Origin of the sequence: Amycolatopsis sp. NPDC049253 (assembly GCF_040678995.1) — a bacterium.
Taxonomy (GTDB): Bacteria; Actinomycetota; Actinomycetes; order Mycobacteriales; family Pseudonocardiaceae; genus Amycolatopsis.
Map to the genome: position 1 here is coordinate 220,802 of NZ_JBFAQX010000003.1, position 14,965 is coordinate 235,766.

The 14,965-nt window shown below is 71.9% G+C and carries 16 protein-coding genes; 10 read left to right on the plus strand and 6 right to left on the minus strand.

The genetic code is table 11. The features are described 5' to 3' along the window. Nucleotides 1-45 precede the first annotated feature (45 nt). The 8 genes from AB0K15_RS08575 to AB0K15_RS08610 all read left to right on the plus strand — a co-directional run bounded on the left by AB0K15_RS08575 (nt 46) and on the right by AB0K15_RS08610 (nt 6,011). Complete coding sequence (locus AB0K15_RS08575; RefSeq protein ID WP_364047273.1) at nt 46-426, plus strand: DoxX family protein; 381 nt, start codon at nt 46-48, stop codon at nt 424-426. A 94-nt stretch (nt 427-520) separates the two neighbouring features. After that, the gene (locus AB0K15_RS08580) at nt 521-1,639 is read left to right on the plus strand and encodes a TIGR03364 family FAD-dependent oxidoreductase (protein ID WP_364047276.1); all 1,119 of its coding nucleotides are present in this window, start codon (nt 521-523) and stop codon (nt 1,637-1,639) included. Further along, on the plus strand, nt 1,636-2,304 hold the full coding sequence (locus tag AB0K15_RS08585) for a phosphonatase-like hydrolase (RefSeq protein WP_364047279.1): 669 nt from the start codon (nt 1,636-1,638) through the stop codon (nt 2,302-2,304). The genes AB0K15_RS08580 and AB0K15_RS08585 overlap by 4 nt, the downstream gene beginning before the upstream one ends. Nucleotides 2,305-2,392: 88 nt before the next feature. Further along, nucleotides 2,393-2,884 (plus strand): hypothetical protein, encoded by a 492-nt coding sequence (locus AB0K15_RS08590; RefSeq protein WP_364047282.1) that lies wholly within the window; start codon nt 2,393-2,395, stop codon nt 2,882-2,884. A 41-nt stretch (nt 2,885-2,925) separates the two neighbouring features. Continuing rightward, a complete protein-coding gene (locus AB0K15_RS08595) occupies nt 2,926-3,432 on the plus strand; it encodes a hypothetical protein (protein ID WP_364047285.1) in 507 nt (168 codons plus the stop codon). Between the two features lie 177 nt (nt 3,433-3,609). Beyond that, a complete protein-coding gene (locus AB0K15_RS08600; protein ID WP_364047288.1) occupies nt 3,610-4,047 on the plus strand; it encodes an SRPBCC family protein in 438 nt (145 codons plus the stop codon). 133 nt (nt 4,048-4,180) lie between these two features. After that, entirely contained in the window at nt 4,181-5,584 is a 1,404-nt protein-coding gene (locus tag AB0K15_RS08605) for an MFS transporter (RefSeq protein WP_364047965.1), read from the plus strand. 1 nt (nt 5,585) lies between these two features. After that, nucleotides 5,586-6,011, plus strand: coding sequence for a MarR family transcriptional regulator (locus AB0K15_RS08610; RefSeq protein WP_364047291.1), 426 nt, complete (start codon nt 5,586-5,588; stop codon nt 6,009-6,011). Between the two features lie 54 nt (nt 6,012-6,065). Here the strand turns inward: AB0K15_RS08610 and AB0K15_RS08615 are convergent, their stop codons facing one another. The 4 genes from AB0K15_RS08615 to AB0K15_RS08630 all read right to left on the minus strand — a co-directional run bounded on the left by AB0K15_RS08615 (nt 6,066) and on the right by AB0K15_RS08630 (nt 11,445). Further along, nucleotides 6,066-7,724 (minus strand): fumarate hydratase, encoded by a 1,659-nt coding sequence (locus tag AB0K15_RS08615; protein WP_364047294.1) that lies wholly within the window; start codon nt 7,722-7,724, stop codon nt 6,066-6,068. Between the two features lie 415 nt (nt 7,725-8,139). Then, nucleotides 8,140-9,171, minus strand: a complete 1,032-nt coding sequence (locus AB0K15_RS08620; protein ID WP_364047297.1) for a sigma-70 family RNA polymerase sigma factor — start codon at nt 9,169-9,171, stop codon at nt 8,140-8,142. 322 nt (nt 9,172-9,493) lie between these two features. Beyond that, nucleotides 9,494-9,919 carry a D-aminoacyl-tRNA deacylase gene (gene dtd / locus AB0K15_RS08625; RefSeq protein ID WP_364047300.1) on the minus strand — a complete coding sequence of 142 codons (426 nt, stop codon included), beginning with the start codon at nt 9,917-9,919 and terminating at the stop codon, nt 9,494-9,496. Then, nucleotides 9,916-11,445, minus strand: coding sequence for a class I SAM-dependent methyltransferase (locus tag AB0K15_RS08630; protein ID WP_364047303.1), 1,530 nt, complete (start codon nt 11,443-11,445; stop codon nt 9,916-9,918). The genes dtd and AB0K15_RS08630 overlap by 4 nt, the downstream gene beginning before the upstream one ends. 19 nt (nt 11,446-11,464) lie before the next feature. Here AB0K15_RS08630 and AB0K15_RS08635 point away from each other — a divergent pair, with 19 nt between their 5' ends. Beyond that, nucleotides 11,465-12,748, plus strand: a complete 1,284-nt coding sequence (locus AB0K15_RS08635; RefSeq protein ID WP_364047306.1) for an amidohydrolase — start codon at nt 11,465-11,467, stop codon at nt 12,746-12,748. A 17-nt stretch (nt 12,749-12,765) separates the two neighbouring features. Continuing rightward, nucleotides 12,766-13,113 carry a DUF3099 domain-containing protein gene (locus AB0K15_RS08640; protein ID WP_360596894.1) on the plus strand — a complete coding sequence of 116 codons (348 nt, stop codon included), beginning with the start codon at nt 12,766-12,768 and terminating at the stop codon, nt 13,111-13,113. A 65-nt stretch (nt 13,114-13,178) separates the two neighbouring features. Here the strand turns inward: AB0K15_RS08640 and AB0K15_RS08645 are convergent, their stop codons facing one another. Then, entirely contained in the window at nt 13,179-14,048 is an 870-nt protein-coding gene (locus AB0K15_RS08645; protein ID WP_364047309.1) for a carbohydrate kinase family protein, read from the minus strand. Further along, nucleotides 14,045-14,959 carry a pseudouridine-5'-phosphate glycosidase gene (locus AB0K15_RS08650; protein ID WP_364047311.1) on the minus strand — a complete coding sequence of 305 codons (915 nt, stop codon included), beginning with the start codon at nt 14,957-14,959 and terminating at the stop codon, nt 14,045-14,047. The genes AB0K15_RS08645 and AB0K15_RS08650 overlap by 4 nt, the downstream gene beginning before the upstream one ends. Nucleotides 14,960-14,965: the final 6 nt, after the last annotated feature.

Here is a 14,965-nt window from a genome sequence, read left to right on the forward strand (position 1 = left end):
GCGCTCCCTCGTTCCCTCCGCGACCGCCATTCGGAGGGAGACCCCGTGCACGCCGCACTCTGGGCCGGACAGATCGTCCTCGCCGTGCTCTTCGCCCTGTCCGGCTCGCTCAAGTCCACGATGTCGCGCGAGCGCATGCTCGAAACGGGCCAGACCGGCGCCGCCGCCTATCCGCTGCCGGTGGTGCGGTTCACCGCGATCTGCGAGCTCATCGCCGTGGCCGGCCTAATCCTGCCGCAGCTCACGGGTGTCGCGCCGAGCCTCACGGGCTGGGCCGCCGTCGGCCTGGTCGTGGTGATGATCGGCGCGATGGCCATGCACGCGCGCCTCGCGATCGTCCAGCACAAGGCCGCGGAGTGGCGCAACGTCACGGTCAACGCCCTGATCCTCGCCCTCGCCGTGTTCGTCGCGAGCGGCCGCCTCTGACGGGAACAACCCCGAGCCACTCCACCGCACGTCTTCACTCTCCGTTCCCCACCGCGAAACTCCCCATTCCCACCGCTGAACGACCGTGGCCCTCGTGCGAATCCTCATCGTCGGTGGCGGCGTCCTCGGCACGATGCACGCGTGGCAGGCGATCCACCGCGGCCACGACGTCGTCCACCTCGAACGCGAGACCGAAGCCCGCGGCGCGTCCGTGCGCAACTTCGGTCTCGTCTGGGTCAGCGGCCGGGCGGCCGGTCCGGAGCTCACCACGGCGTTGCGTGCCCGCGAGCTGTGGCAGACGATCGCCGAGCAGACGCCGGCGCTGGGTTTCCGCGCCAACGGCTCGCTCACGGTCCTGCGCACCGAAGCCGAGCGTGCCGTCGCCGAAGCCGCGACGACGAAGGCCGACGCGGCCGAGCGCGGCTTCACGCTCCTCACCCCGCCCGAGACCCGCCGGCTGAACCCGGCTCTGCGCGGCGACTTCACGGCCGCACTGTGGTGCGAGCGCGATGCGGCCGTCGAACCCCGCGCCGCCCAGCCCGCCCTGCGCGAGGCGCTGCGGAAGACCGGCCGCTACACCTGGCTGCCCGGCCGGGAAGTCCGCTCGCTGACCAAGACCGGCGTCACCGACGACCACGGCGACCACCACGAAGGCGACGTCACGATCTTCTGCACCGGCGCGTGGCTCGGCGGCCTCGTCCGCGAGCTCGCGGGCGAGGTCCCCGTCCGCCGCGTGCGGCTGCAGATGGCGCAGACCGAACCCCTGGGCGAGACGCTGACCACGAGCGTCGCCGACGCCGACAGCTTCCGCTACTACCCGGTCTTCCGCGGCGACGCGCTCGCCGAGCTCGGCCGCACCCAGCCCCAGGGCGACGTCGCCGCCGCGCACGCGATGCAGCTGCTCATGGTCCAGCGCCTCGACGGCTCGCTCACCATCGGCGACACGCACGAGTACGACCAGCCCTTCGGCTTCGACGTCACCGAAGACCCGTACGAGCACCTCGCCGAGGTCGCCGGCGCGCTGCTGGGCCGGCCCTTGCCGCGCCTCCGCCGCCGCTGGGCCGGCGTGTACGCCCAGGCCCTCGACCCGGCCGCGATCGTGCACCGGGAACGCCTGGCGGACAACGCTTTCCTCGTCACCGGACCCGGCGGGCGCGGCATGACGTGCTCGCCGGCGATCGCCGAGGACACCGCGCGGGAGCTGGGCCTGTGACGACCGAGCTCGTGGTGCTGGACCTCGCCGGCACCACCGTCGTCGACAACGGTCTCGTGGTGCGCGCCTTCACCGCCGCGATCGGCGGCGCCGGGGTGTCCGAAGTGGACGAGCGGTTCCCGGCGATGCTCGCGCACGTGAACGCCACGATGGGCCAGTCGAAGATCACCGTCTTCCGCGCGCTGCTGCCGACCGAGGACCTCGCGCAGCGGGCCAACGCCGAGTTCGAACGCGCCTACGCGAGCCTCGTCGCGGCGGGGGACTGCGAGCCGGTGCCGGGCGCGGAGGACGTGATCCGCGGCCTGCGCCACGGCGGCGTGAAGGTCGCGCTGACCACCGGCTTCGCGGCCGTCACCCAGCAGGCGATCCTCGAGGCGCTGGGCTGGCGCGAGCTCGCCGACCTCACGCTCGCCCCGAGCGAGGGCGTGCGCGGCCGCCCGTACCCCGACCTCGTGCTCACGGCCGTGCTGCGCCTGGGCGTCACCGACGTGCGCAACGTCGCCGTCGCCGGGGACACGCCCTCGGACGTGCGCACCGGGTTGTCCGCGGGCGCGCGCGTGGTGGCCGGGGTGCTGACCGGCGCCGGCACGCGCGCCGAGCTCACCGAGGCCGGGGCGACGCACGTGCTGGACTCCGTGCGCGACCTGCCGGACGTGCTGGACTGAAGTTTCCGAGCTTTCCGGCCGGCCCGTGCAACCACCGCGGCCCGGATTCCGTCCGCACGGTATGCGGACAACGGTGAAAGTCCTGGGTGTGAGCGTTCTGCTGCTTTCGGCCGCGGCGTGCGGCGGCGGAGGGGCCGCGCCGGCGGGGCCCGGCGCGGCGAGCTCGTCGCCTTCTCCCGCGACGTCCTCGGTACCGGCTTCCCCCACGCTTCCCCCGCCGATGCCGCTGCCGTCCCCGTCCGGCCCGCCGCAGAGCCGTCCGACGCAGGGCACGCCGCCCGGCGACACGGCACCGGCGCCCGGCCAGATCGACGCGTCGGCGCTGCCCGGTGGTTATCCCCACGACGTGACGCTCGCGCAGGGCGGCAAGGTCGTCGTGATCCACGCCGACGAGGCCGGCTGCGACCACATCACGGCCGCGGCCGGTGGGGAGACCGCGCAGCAGGCCGTCGTGATCGTCACCGTCACCAAGGCGCCCCACGGCCAGATGTGCCCCATGCACGTGCGCGAGGTGTCGCTGCCCGTGCCGCTGGCCGAGCCGCTCGGCGGCCGGAAGCTGGTCCTGCGCCCCGGTCCGTGAGCGGATGCAACCGGATGCGGTTCCCGTTCCGTCCTTGGCTCATGAGGTACTTGACGAAGCTGGTCGGCACGGGCCTGATCCTCGCCACGGTGACAGCCTGCGGCGCCCAAGGGACCATGGCCACGAACCCCGCGTCCGGAGGCGACTCCGTGGCGCCGAGCGGCAGCATCTCGACCTCGCCGTCGCCGGTGCCGAAGCAACCTCCCAACCCGCCGGGCAAACCCCGGTTCGAGGTGCCGGCCGGCAGCACGCCGGTCCCCGCGGACCAGGTCGACGCGAAGGCGCTGCCGTCCGGCTTCCCGCACGAGGTCTACACGGCCAACGGCGGCACGATCATCAACGTCCGCGCCGAGGAGGGCGGCTGCGGCCACGCCCTCGGCGAGGCGATCGAGCAGACCGCGCAGCACGTGGTGCTGGACCTGAGCGAGACCAAGGCGCAGACCGGCCAGATGTGCACGATGGACCTGCGCTACCCCTACATCTCCGTCGCGCTCGCCGCGCCGCTCGGCGAGCGGACGGTGGTTCTGAAGCAGTCGCCGCCTCGGTGACGGCTTCGCCGGGCCGGAGCCGCGTGGCTCGTTCGGGGGGCCGGCTGCCCGAGCCACGCGGTCCCGGCCGGGCGGTCACCCGGGTGCCACCCGCCCCCGTGGTACCCGGGTGATCTCCCTCGGGGCGCCCGTCGTTCGAATCGTGGGCGCACCGGCGGAGCCCTAGGCTCACCGGGCATGGGCACTCGCCAGATCTCGCGCACCGCGGTCGTCGCCGCGTCACCCGAGCAGCTGTTCGACCTGCTCGCCGATCCCGCCAACCACCCGCTGATCGACGGGTCCGGCACGGTCCGCCGCGGCCGTGACGGGGCCCCTTCCCGGCTCTCGCTCGGCGCGACGTTCGGGATGGACATGAAGCTGGGCGCGCCGTACCGGATCAGCAACACCGTGGTGGAGTTCGAGGAGAACCGGCTCATCGCGTGGCGCCACTTCGTGGGCCACCGCTGGCGCTGGCTGCTGGAGCCCGCCGGCGCGAACAAGACCACGGTGACCGAGACGTTCGACTATTCGACCGCGGCCTCGCCGCTGGCGATCGAGCTGATGGGCTTCCCGAAGCGCAACGCCGACGGTATCGAGAAGACCCTCGCCCGGCTTACGAAGATGTTCCCCGGCTGACCGGGATGCAGCGTGAGCTGTACCGCGTTCGGCGGTAGGCGCGGACAGTTAGTTGTAGTGTGCTAAATGTTAGGATTCTACAACTACCTCGAGGGGTACCGTGCCGGAGCTCAGCCGTCGGCGGCGCCAGATCGTGCTGGCTGTCTGTTGCATGAGCCTGTTCATCGTCGGGCTCGACAACACGATCGTGAACCTGGCGCTGCCCTCCATCCAGCACGACCTGGGCGCGTCCGTGTCGAGCCTGCAGTGGACGATCGACGCCTACACGCTCGTGCTCGCGAGCCTGCTCATGCTGTCGGGCTCGACGGCCGACCGGCTCGGGAGGCGGCGGACGTTCCAGACCGGCCTGGTGCTCTTCGGCGTCGGCTCGCTGCTGTGCGGTCTCGCGCCCAGCGTGGGCCTGCTCATCGCGTTCCGCGCCCTGCAGGCCATCGGCGGGTCGATGCTCAACCCGGTGGCGATGTCGATCGTCACCAACACGTTCACGGATCCGAAGGAACGCGGACGCGCGATCGGCATGTGGGGCGCCACGATGGGGCTGTCCATGGCCGTGGGCCCGGTGCTCGGCGGGCTCCTCGTGGGCGCGGCCGGCTGGCGCTCGATCTTCTGGATCAACGTGCCGGTCATCATCACCGCGATCGTGCTCACCGCGGTGTTCGTGCCGGAGTCGCGCGCGCCGCGGCCGCGCCGGATCGACCCGGTGGGCCAGCTGCTGGTGATCGTGTTCCTCGCCGGGCTGACCTACGGCATCATCGAGGGCCGCGACGCCGGCTACGGCTCGCCGCAGATCCTCGTCGCGTTCGTGCTCGCCCTGGTCTCGGTGGCGGTGTTCGTGCCGTACGAACGAAGGCGACGAGATCCGTTGCTGGAACCGCGGTTCTTCCGCAGCGCGCCGTTCTCCGGCGCCACGCTCACGGCGGTGTCCGGTATCGCGGCGATGGCCGGGTTCCTCTTCCTCAACTCGCTCTACCTGCAGGACACCCGCGGCTACAGCGCGTTGCACGCGGGCCTGCTGACGCTGCCGATGGCCATCATGTGCGCGATCTGCGCACCCATCTCCGGCCGGCTCGTGGGCACCCGCGGCGCGCGGCTGCCGCTGGTGGGCGCGGGCATCGGCACCGTGGTCGGCGCGCTGCTCATGCTCGACCTGTCGTCGACCACGCCGCTGTGGCGGCTGGTCATCGCCTACGTCGTGTTCGGCGTCGGGTTCGGCCTGGTCAACGCCCCCATCACCTACGCGGCGGTGTCCGGGATGCCGCGGGCGCAGGCCGGCGTGGCCGCGGCGATCGCGTCGACGAGCCGCCAGGTCGGCACGTCACTCGGCGTGGCGGTGATCGGCGCGGTGGTCACGGCGCGGGTGCACGGCCCGTTCGCCGGCGGTCTCGCGGCCGCCAGTCACGCCGGCTGGTGGATCATCGGCGGCTGCGGGCTGCTGGTGCTCGTGCTGGGGCTGGTGACCACCACGCGCTGGGCGTACGCCACGGCGCGGCGGGTGGGCGTCGAAGAGGAAACCGACACGGGACTGGTCCGGGCCTGACATGGGCACCGACTCCGACACCGAGGTCGCCACCCGGGTGTGGGCCCGGATGCGTGCGCTGGTGCTCGACCGCCACGAACGCAAGCGTGAGGTCTGCGAAGCGCTCGGCATGAGCTTCATCAAGATCAAAGCCCTGCGCCGGGTCGCGGCGCGGCCGCTGACGATGAGCGAGCTCACCGAGCAGCTGAACACCGACCGGCCCTACACCACGCACGTGGTGGACGAGCTCGTCCGCCGCGGCCTGGTGCTGCGCGAACCACATCCGGAAGACCGGCGCAGCCGCGTCGTCACCGTCACGGCCGAAGGCGCGATGGTGGCGGCCCGGGCCGAGCGCATCCTGGGGGAGCCGCCGAAATCGATGCTCGCGCTGTCGTCCGCGGAGCTGATCGAGCTGGACCGCCTGATCGCCCAGGTCACCGACGACTGACACGGCTGCGCCCCGCTCACCGGGCTTCGGCGGGCGGGGCGCGGCCGTGTTCGGCTAGCGGAAGCTGATCTGCAGCACCGGCTCGCTCGTGGCGGCGAAGAAGTCGTTGCCCTTGTCGTCGATGACGATGAAGGCGGGGAAGTCCTCGACCTCGATCTTCCACACGGCTTCCATGCCGAGCTCGGGGTACTCCAGCACGTCCACCTTCTTGATGCAGTCCTTGGCCAGCCGCGCGGCCGGGCCGCCGATCGAGCCGAGGTAGAAGCCGCCGTGGTTCTGGCACGCGGCGGTGACCTGCTTGGAGCGGTTGCCCTTCGCGAGCATCACCATCGAGCCGCCCGCGGCCTGGAACTGCTCGACGTAGGAGTCCATGCGCCCGGCCGTGGTCGGGCCGAACGAACCGGACGCGTAGCCGTCGGGCGTCTTCGCCGGGCCGGCGTAGTACACCGGGTGGTCCTTGAGGTACTGCGGCATCTCCTCACCGGCGTCGAGGCGTTCGGCGATCTTCGCGTGCGCGATGTCGCGCGCGACGACCAGCGGCCCCGACAGCGACAGGCGCGTCTTCACCGGCAGCTGGGAAAGCTGCGCGCGGATCTCGGCCATGGGGCGGTTGAGGTCCACGCTCACGACCTCGTCGGACAGGTCGTCCTCGGTCACGTCCGGCAGGAAGCGCGCGGGGTCGCGCTCGAGCTGCTCGATGAACACGCCGTCGGCCGTGATCTTGGCCTTGGCCTGGCGGTCGGCCGAGCACGACACGGCAATGCCGACCGGGCAGCTCGCACCGTGGCGGGGCAGCCGGATCACGCGTACGTCGTGGCAGAAGTACTTGCCGCCGAACTGCGCGCCGATGCCGAACTGGCGCGTCATCTCCAGCACCTGCTGTTCGAGGCCCTGGTCGCGGAACGCGTGGCCCAGCTCAGAACCCTCGGCCGGCAGCGTGTCGAGGTAGCGCGCCGAAGCGAGCTTCGCGACCTTCAGGTTGAACTCCGCCGACATGCCGCCGACGACGATCGCCAGGTGGTACGGCGGGCACGCCGCGGTGCCGAGGCTGCGCAGCTTCTCGTCCAGGAACCGGGCGAGCCGCTTGGGGTTCAGCACGGCCTTGGTCTCCTGGTACAGGAACGTCTTGTTCGCGCTCCCGCCGCCCTTGGCCATGAAGAGGAACTCGTACGACGGGTCGCCTTCCCCGTCCTTGTGGTACAGCTCGACCTGCGCCGGCAGGTTGGTGCCGGTGTTGCGCTCGTCCCAGAAGGTGGTCGGCGCCATCTGCGAGTAGCGCAGGTTCAGCTGCTGGTAGGCGTCGAAGATGCCCTCCGACAGGGCCCGCTCGTCGTCACCGCCGGTCAGCACGCCCTCGGAGCGCTTGCCGATGACGATGGCCGTGCCGGTGTCCTGGCACATCGGCAGCACGCCGCCGGCCGAGATGGCCGCGTTGCGCAGCAGGTCCATCGCGACGAACCGGTCGTTGCCGCTCGCTTCGGGGTCGTCAACGATCGCCCGCAGCTGCTGCAGGTGTGACGTACGCAACAGGTGCTGGATGTCCGTGATGGCCGTGCGGGCGAGCGTGGTCAGCGCCGCGGGGTCGACCTTGAGGAACTTCCGGCCGGCCGCTTCGACGGTTTCGACGCCGTCGGCGGTGACCAGCCGGTACTCGGTGGTGGTGTCCTTGCCCAGCGGCAGGACTTCGGTGTGCTGAAACGTGGTGGACGGCACAGCCAGGCTCCTTTGCCCTGATCGGGATCCGACCACGGTACTCAGCGGCTTCCGGCTCCCCGCACACCCGCGTGGCGACTGTGTTGCAGGGCACTCACGGGGCCGGCTCACGGCTCCCGGAGTTTGGTTCGGGAGGCCGGGCCCACCCCGACGGACCCGACCTCCCGGGGAAAGCGGCCGGATGCGAACACCCGTACCGCGTGGCTCAACCTGGCGTTCCGTTCGCCTAGCACGACAGTCTCGTGACGAAGGTCATAAGTCAACGCGGCCGAACGGGTGTTGCCCACTGATTGCTACCCAGTCACCAACAGGCTCAAACGCCGGTGATCGTTCGCCTTTGCGCGCGCGGGAATCCGCCCGGAAACGCCGAAGACCCCGTGGGCCGGGGGCCACGGGGTCTTCGGGTCATCAGGATTCAGGACGCGTAGGCACGCAGCCGGTCGGCGCGCTCGCCCTGGCGGAGCTTCGCCATGACCTCACGCTCGATCTGGCGCACGCGCTCGCGCGACAGGCCGAAGTGCTTGCCGATCTGGTCCAGCGTGCGGGGCTGGCCGTCGTCGAGGCCGTAGCGCAGCCGGATGACGTGCTGCTCGCGGTCGTCGAGCGTCGCGAGCACGCGGCGCAGGTCGTCCTGCAGGAGACCGGAGATGACGGCGCTCTCGGCGTCGGTCGCTTCCGAGTCCTCGATGAAATCGCCCAGCGGGGCGTCTTCCTCGGCGCCCACGGGCATGTCGAGGCTCACCGGGTCGCGCGACTGGTCGAGCAGGTCCGAGATCTTGTGGACCGGGATGCCCGACTCGGCGGCCAGCTCGTCGTGCGTCGCGTCACGGCCGAGCTGCTGGTGCAGGTCGCGGCGGATGCGGGCGAGCTTGTTGACCTGCTCCACGAGGTGGACCGGCAGCCGGATGGTGCGACCCTGGTCGGCCATCCCCCTGGTGATGGCCTGGCGGATCCACCAGGTGGCGTAGGTCGAGAACTTGAACCCCTTGGAGTAGTCGAACTTCTCCACCGCGCGGATCAGACCCAGGTTCCCCTCCTGGATCAGGTCGAGCAGCGGCATCCCCCGGCCGGTGTAGCGCTTCGCGAGCGAGACCACGAGGCGGAGGTTGGCCTCCAGCAGGTGGTTCTTCGCCACGTGCCCGTCGCGCACCAGCGCGGTGAGCTCGGTGCGGCGCTTGGCCGTGAGGTCTTCGGCGGTGTCGAGCATGTGCTGCGCGAACACGCCCGCCTCGATGCGCTTGGCCAGCTCGACCTCGTCCGCCGCGGTGAGCAGCGCGGTCTTGCCGATGCCGTTGAGGTACACGCGCACCAGGTCGGCGGCCGGGCTCTGGGCGTCGAGGTCGGCGTCCGTGAGCGTCCCCACACTCACGGGCTCCTCGTTCTGCTGTGCTGGAATCCCACGCTCGCGAATCCCGCGCGCTTCGCGTTCGAGAGTCTGGACTGACATTCTCTGCCTCCCCGGTCACGGGCTGAACGTGTCTCGCCTGTGCTGCGCCTTCGGTGTCGGGCCCTGTGGAAACCCTGACCTCCGGCCAGCCGGCTTAGCTGGACACTTGTGGTAACGCACCGGGTTTCCAAAACGTTCCCGGCTCGCTGAAGAAAGGACGGGCACACCCGTCGCCCGGTTGCTCCACCAAAACTGAGCTTTTGCTGAGAAGCACGCCACAGCGGGAATAATCATGAGAATTCCATGAGAATCCGCGTTCGGGGTGAACCGCTCGGTGCCCGGTTACGTTCCCGGGCACCGAGAGCGGCGGAGTGACAGTGGTCTAGACCTCAACGAGAACGGTGAACGGACCGTCGTTCACGCTCTCCACCGCCATCATCGCGCCGAAGCGCCCGGTGGCCACGGATGCCCCACGGTCACGCAACTCCTGCACCACCGCGTCCACCAGGGGCTCGGCCACGGCCGGGCGCGCGGCGGCGACAAAGGACGGCCGGCGGCCCTTGCGCGTGTCGCCGTAGAGCGTGAACTGGGACACCACCAGCAACGGTGCGCCCGCGGTCGCGCAGGACTGCTCGTCGCGCAGGATCCGCAGTTCGTGGAGCTTGCGCGCCATCGTCGCCGCTTTCACCCGATCGTCGTCGGCGTGAATTCCCAGCAGCACCAACAGTCCCGGTTCTTCGAGCGCGCCCGTCACCTCTCCGTCGACCGTCACACTCGCCCGGGTGACGCGCGCCGCGACGGCCCTCACCGTGAAATCGACGCGGCGGCCGGCACGAGCATCCCGTGCCGCACGAGCTCACGCACCACGGGCAGCGCGGCCGCGGCCAGCTCCGCCGGGTCGAGGCCCTGCGCGGCCGCCAGCAGCTCCACGAGGTCCTCCAGCGCCAGCGCGCCCCGGCAGCCCGCCAGCAGCCGCGTGGCGAGCTCGTCGACCTCGTGCTGCCACCCGGGTCCGTCGGTGCGGTGCAGGCGCCGCACGGTGGTCTCCCAGCCCTCGTCGCCAGGGGAGTCGACGCGTTCCAGCAGCACGCTGTCGGGCACGCGGAAGGCGGTGCCCATGAGCTCGTCGCCGTACGTGCGCAGCCAGTCGACGCGGTCGAGCCAGTTCGCCGCCTCCGGGCCCAGGGGGTCGTCGTAGGCCTGGCGCAGGTCTTCGCACACCACGGTCGGCGTCTTGCCGGCCGCGCGGCGCAGCGTGACGAAGCCGAAGCCGATGCCCTGCACGCGGTTCTCGGTGAACCAGTCGAGCCACGCGGCGGCCTTCACCCGGCCTTCGGGTGAGCGCGGGTCGATGCCCTCGTCGCGCAGCCAGGTGCCCACGTACAGCGCGGGGTCGGCGACGTCGCGCTGCACGAACCACGCGTCCGTCTCCGCCGGCAGCCAGCGCGCCACCCGATCGGCCCAGTCCTCACCGCCCGTGTGGAGCCAGGAAGCCAGCAGCTGCCCGGTGCCGCCGTCGTTGAGGAACCCCGGCAGCTGGCGCACGACGAGCGCGCTGGCGTCGTCGCCGGCCAGGCCCGAGTCGCGATAGGTGTAGTCCACGCGCGGTGGTCCGACCACGAACGGCGGGTTGCACACGATCTGGTCGAACCGGCGCCGCGCGACCGGCGCGAACCACTCGCCGCGCACCAGTTCCACGTCGAGCTCGTTGAGCCGGAACGTGCCGGCGGCCAGCGCGAGCGCCCGCGCGGAGACGTCCGTGGCCGTCACCCGCTGCGCGTGGCGCGTGGCGTGCAGGGCCTGCACCCCGTTACCGGTCCCGACGTCGAGCAGGGTGCCGACCGGGCGCCTGCTGGTGGCGCGGATGAGGCTGAGCGACGCGTGCCCGACACCGAGCACGTGGTCCTCCGGCACGACGTGGCCGAGCATGTCGGCGTCGAGGTCGGCCACCACCCACCAGGAGCCCTCCTCGTCGCCGTGCGGGCGGATGTCGAGGGCGGCCTTGTACCCGTCGCCGTCATGAGAAGTCTCCGTGGCCGCGAGGATCCCCGCCGCGACGGCGGCTTCCGGTGTCAGGGGCGAAAAAGCGGACGCAACGGACTTTTCGGGCTCGGCGAGGCCGAGCAGGAACAGCCGCACGAGCGTGCCGAGGTCCCCCGCGTCGAGGCTCGCGCGCCGGGCCGGCTCGGGCTCGCCGCGGCCGAGCGCCGCGTGGGCCGCGCCGCCGAGGGCGTCGACCACCCCGTCGGCGTCGTAGCCGGCGCGCCGGAAGGCCTCGCGCAAGCGCGCGCAGACGTCGTCGGACAGGTCGGGCAGAGGCGTGTTCGTGCTCACGGTGGGTAAGCCTGCCACGATGGGTTCCGTGACCTCCCATCCCGTCGAACGTGTCCTCGCTCCCCTTGCCGCGGCCCTGCCCGGCCTGGAGGCGCTCTACGTCGACTTCCACCGCCACCCCGAGCTGGCGTTCGCCGAGACCCGCACCGCGGCCGAGCTGGCGCGCCGGCTCGAGGCCGACGGGTTCGAGGTCCACACCGGCGTCGGCCGCACCGGCGTGGTCGGCGTGCTGCGCAACGGCGAAGGCCCCACGGTGATGCTGCGCGCCGACATCGACGCGCTGCCGGTCGAGGAGAAGACCGGCCTCGAGTACGCGAGCACCGCGCGCGGCGTCGACGAGTCGGGCAACGACGTGCCCGTGATGCACGCCTGCGGCCACGACATGCACGCCACGTGGCTCTCAGGCGCCGCGAGCCTGCTCGCGGCCGCGCGCGGGGAGTGGTCCGGGACGCTGCTGACGGTGTTCCAGCCCGCGGAAGAGGGCAACGGCGGTGCGTCCGAGATGATCGCCGACGGCCTGTTCGACCTCGCCGGGCGCCCCGACGTGGTCTTCGGCCAGCACCTCGTGCCCGGTCCGGCCGGCTGGGTCCTCACCAGGCCGGGCGTGCTCATGGCGGCTTCGGACACGCTGCGCATCACCCTGCACGGGCGCGGCGGCCACGGCTCGCGGCCCGAGACCACCGTCGACCCGGCCGTGATGGCGGCGTCGGTGGTGCTGAAGCTGCAGACCGTGGTCTCCCGCGAGGTCGCGGCCACCGAACCGGCGGTGGTCACCGTCGGCTCGCTGCACGTCGGCTCGGTCGGCAACGTCATCGCCGACGACGCCGTGCTCGAAGTCAACACCCGCGCCTTCGACGACGGGGTGCTGCTGCGGCTGCGCACCGCGATCGAACGCATCGTGAACGCCGAGGCCGCGGGCGCGAACGCGCCGAAGCCGCCGACGATCGAGCTGCTCAACTCCTACCCGGCGACCTCGAACGACGAGACCGCGTCCGACGAACTCACCGAGGTGTTCCGCGGGCACTTCGCCGACGGCACCGTGCTGCCGGCGCCGCTCGTGACCGGCAGCGAGGACTTCGGCGAGTTCGGCGCGGCGGCCGGCGTGCCCTCGGTGTTCTGGCTGGTCGGAGGCCTCGAACCGCAGGAGGTGATCACGGCGATGACCGAGGGCCGCTTCGAGACCGACATCCCGTCGAACCACTCGCCGCGCTTCGCGCCGATCCTGCACCCGACGCTGCGCGCGGGCGTGGAGACGCTCGTCGTCGCCGCGTTGTCGCGGATGTCCCACCCGGGTGTCGCATGACGGCCAGGAGTGGGAGCATGAGGGGTGGAGGTGGTGCTGTGAACGAGCCCGCCCAAGGTTCCGATCCCCGCCCGGCCCCGGTGCTCATCACCGAGGCAGAACCGTCCTACGACGATCAGCTGGCCGCACGCAAGAAGAAGTACATCATCATGATGGTGTGCCGCATTCCGTGCCTGATCCTGGCCGGGCTGACCTACCACACGTGGTGGCTCGCGGTCACGTTCCTCGTGATCTCCGTGCCGCTGCCGTGGATCGCGGTGCTGATCGCCAACGACCGGCCGCCGCGCAAGGCGAAGAACGTCAACCGCTACGAGCGGGAGGCGAAGCAGATCGAGAACCGCGAACACCGGGTGATCGACGGCTGAAGCTCGCCCGTGGGCGCCACCGCCGCCGGTTCTCGCCGGCGGTGGCGCCCACGGGTTTTTCAGGCTCAGGGCTGGGGGCCGACACGGCTCACGGCCAGCGCGCCCAGCCGGGTCCCCGCGCGCAGCACGTCCACAGTGGACTGCCCGGCGAGCCACGCGGTGAGCACCCCCGCGTCGAACGCGTCGCCCGCGCCCGTGGAGTCCACGCACTCGGCCTCGACCGCGGGCACGGTGGTCACGCCGTGGGTGTCGACCCAGGCGGCGCCGCCGAGGCCCGCCGTCACGACGACCGCGCCGACGGTGCCGAGCAGTTCCTTCGCCGACAGCGGATCGGCCGAACCCGTGAGCGCCACCAGCTCCTCGGTGTTGGGCATGAGCAGGTCGGTGCCGCGCACGTCGTCGAGGAATGCCGCCGGGTCGTGGATGTGCGCCGCGGCCTGCGGGTCGACCGACGTGGTGAGCCCGGCCTCCTTCGCCGCCGCCAGCGCCGCGAGGCCCGCGGGCCGTGACGACGGGTCGAGCAGCACGTAGCCCGACAGGTGCAGGTGGCTCGCGCCCGCGAGCGCCTCGGGCGTCACGTCCTCGGGCCGGAACCGCTTGTTCGCGCCGCGGTCGGCGAGCATGCTGCGCTGGCCTTCGGCGTCCACCATCACGACGACGCAGCACGTGGCCGCCTCGGGGTCGACCGCGAACGCGCAGCGCACACCCGTCGCCTCCAGCTCGGCCTTGATCAGCCGGCCGCCCGAGTCGTCGCCGATGCGGGCCACCAGGGTGGTGTCGGCGCCCAGCGAACGCAGCCACAGCGCGGTGTTCGCGCCTGCGCCGCCGCCGGTGAAGCGGATCTGCGCGCGGGCGTCGCCGCCGTGGGGGAGGGGTTCGTCGTGGCGGGCGACCACGTCGAGGCCGGCGTCGCCGACCACCACGATGCCGGTCACGCGCGCACCGCCAGCGCCACGGCGACCTCGGTGGCGAGCTTGGCGTTGTTGAGCACGAGGGCTTCGTTGGCGTCGATGCTCACGCCGTCGCTCGCGGTGTGGAAGTGCTCCAGCAGCGCGGGCGTCACGTCGGAGCCGTGCACGCCGCCGTCGCGCAGCTTCGCGAGCCCGTCGGCCAGCAGCCGGTCGTGCTGCTCACGGTCCATTTCGGACTCTTTCGGGATCGGGTTCGTCAGCAGCACACCGGAATTCGCGTACGCGCGGTGCGCGGCGATCACCGCGGCGGCTTCCTTCGCGTCGTCCACGCGCCAGCCCACCGGGTGGCCCGACGAGCGGAGGTAGAACGCGGGGAACTCGTCGGTGCGGTAGCCGAGCACCGGCACGGAGTTGGTCTCCAGCACTTCCAGCGTCGCCGCGATGTCGAGCACGGACTTCACGCCGGAGCACACCACGACCGTCGGCACCTTCGCGAGCACGCCGAGGTCCGCCGACACGTCCCAGCTCTGCGCCGCGCCGAGGTGCACCCCGCCGAGGCCGCCGGTGGCGAAGACGCCGATCCCGGCCGCGGCGGCCAGCGCCGACGTGCCGGCCACGGTCGTCGCGCCCGAGCGGCCGAGGCCCACGGCCGGGCCGAGGTCGCGCAGCGAGAGCTTGTCCAGCCCGGCGCCCGGCGCGCACACGCGCTCCAGCTCCGCGGGCGACAGGCCGATCACCGGACGCCCGTCGAGCACGGCGATCGTGGCCGGCACGGCGCCGCCGTCGCGCACGACCCGCTCGAGGCGGTGGGCGACGTCGAGGTTGCGGGGGTGGGGCAGCCCGTGCGACAGGATGGTGCTCTCGAGGGCGACGACGGGGTGGCCGTCACGCAACGCCGAGGCGACCTCCTCGTGGAGGAAGAGTTGTGTGGTCACGGACGG

What these genes read in the sequence shown, in the direction of transcription:
- AB0K15_RS08595 (WP_364047285.1), top strand. Translation starts at nt 2,926, where the DNA reads ATGAGGTACTTGACGAAGCTGGTCGGCACGGGCCTGATCCTCGCCACG.
- AB0K15_RS08600 (WP_364047288.1), top strand. Translation starts at nt 3,610, where the DNA reads ATGGGCACTCGCCAGATCTCGCGCACCGCGGTCGTCGCCGCGTCACCC.
- AB0K15_RS08640 (WP_360596894.1), top strand. Translation starts at nt 12,766, where the DNA reads ATGAGGGGTGGAGGTGGTGCTGTGAACGAGCCCGCCCAAGGTTCCGAT.
- AB0K15_RS08620 (WP_364047297.1), bottom strand. Translation starts at nt 9,171, where the DNA reads ATGTCAGTCCAGACTCTCGAACGCGAAGCGCGCGGGATTCGCGAGCGT.
- AB0K15_RS08635 (WP_364047306.1), top strand. Translation starts at nt 11,465, where the DNA reads ATGGGTTCCGTGACCTCCCATCCCGTCGAACGTGTCCTCGCTCCCCTT.
- AB0K15_RS08610 (WP_364047291.1), top strand. Translation starts at nt 5,586, where the DNA reads ATGGGCACCGACTCCGACACCGAGGTCGCCACCCGGGTGTGGGCCCGG.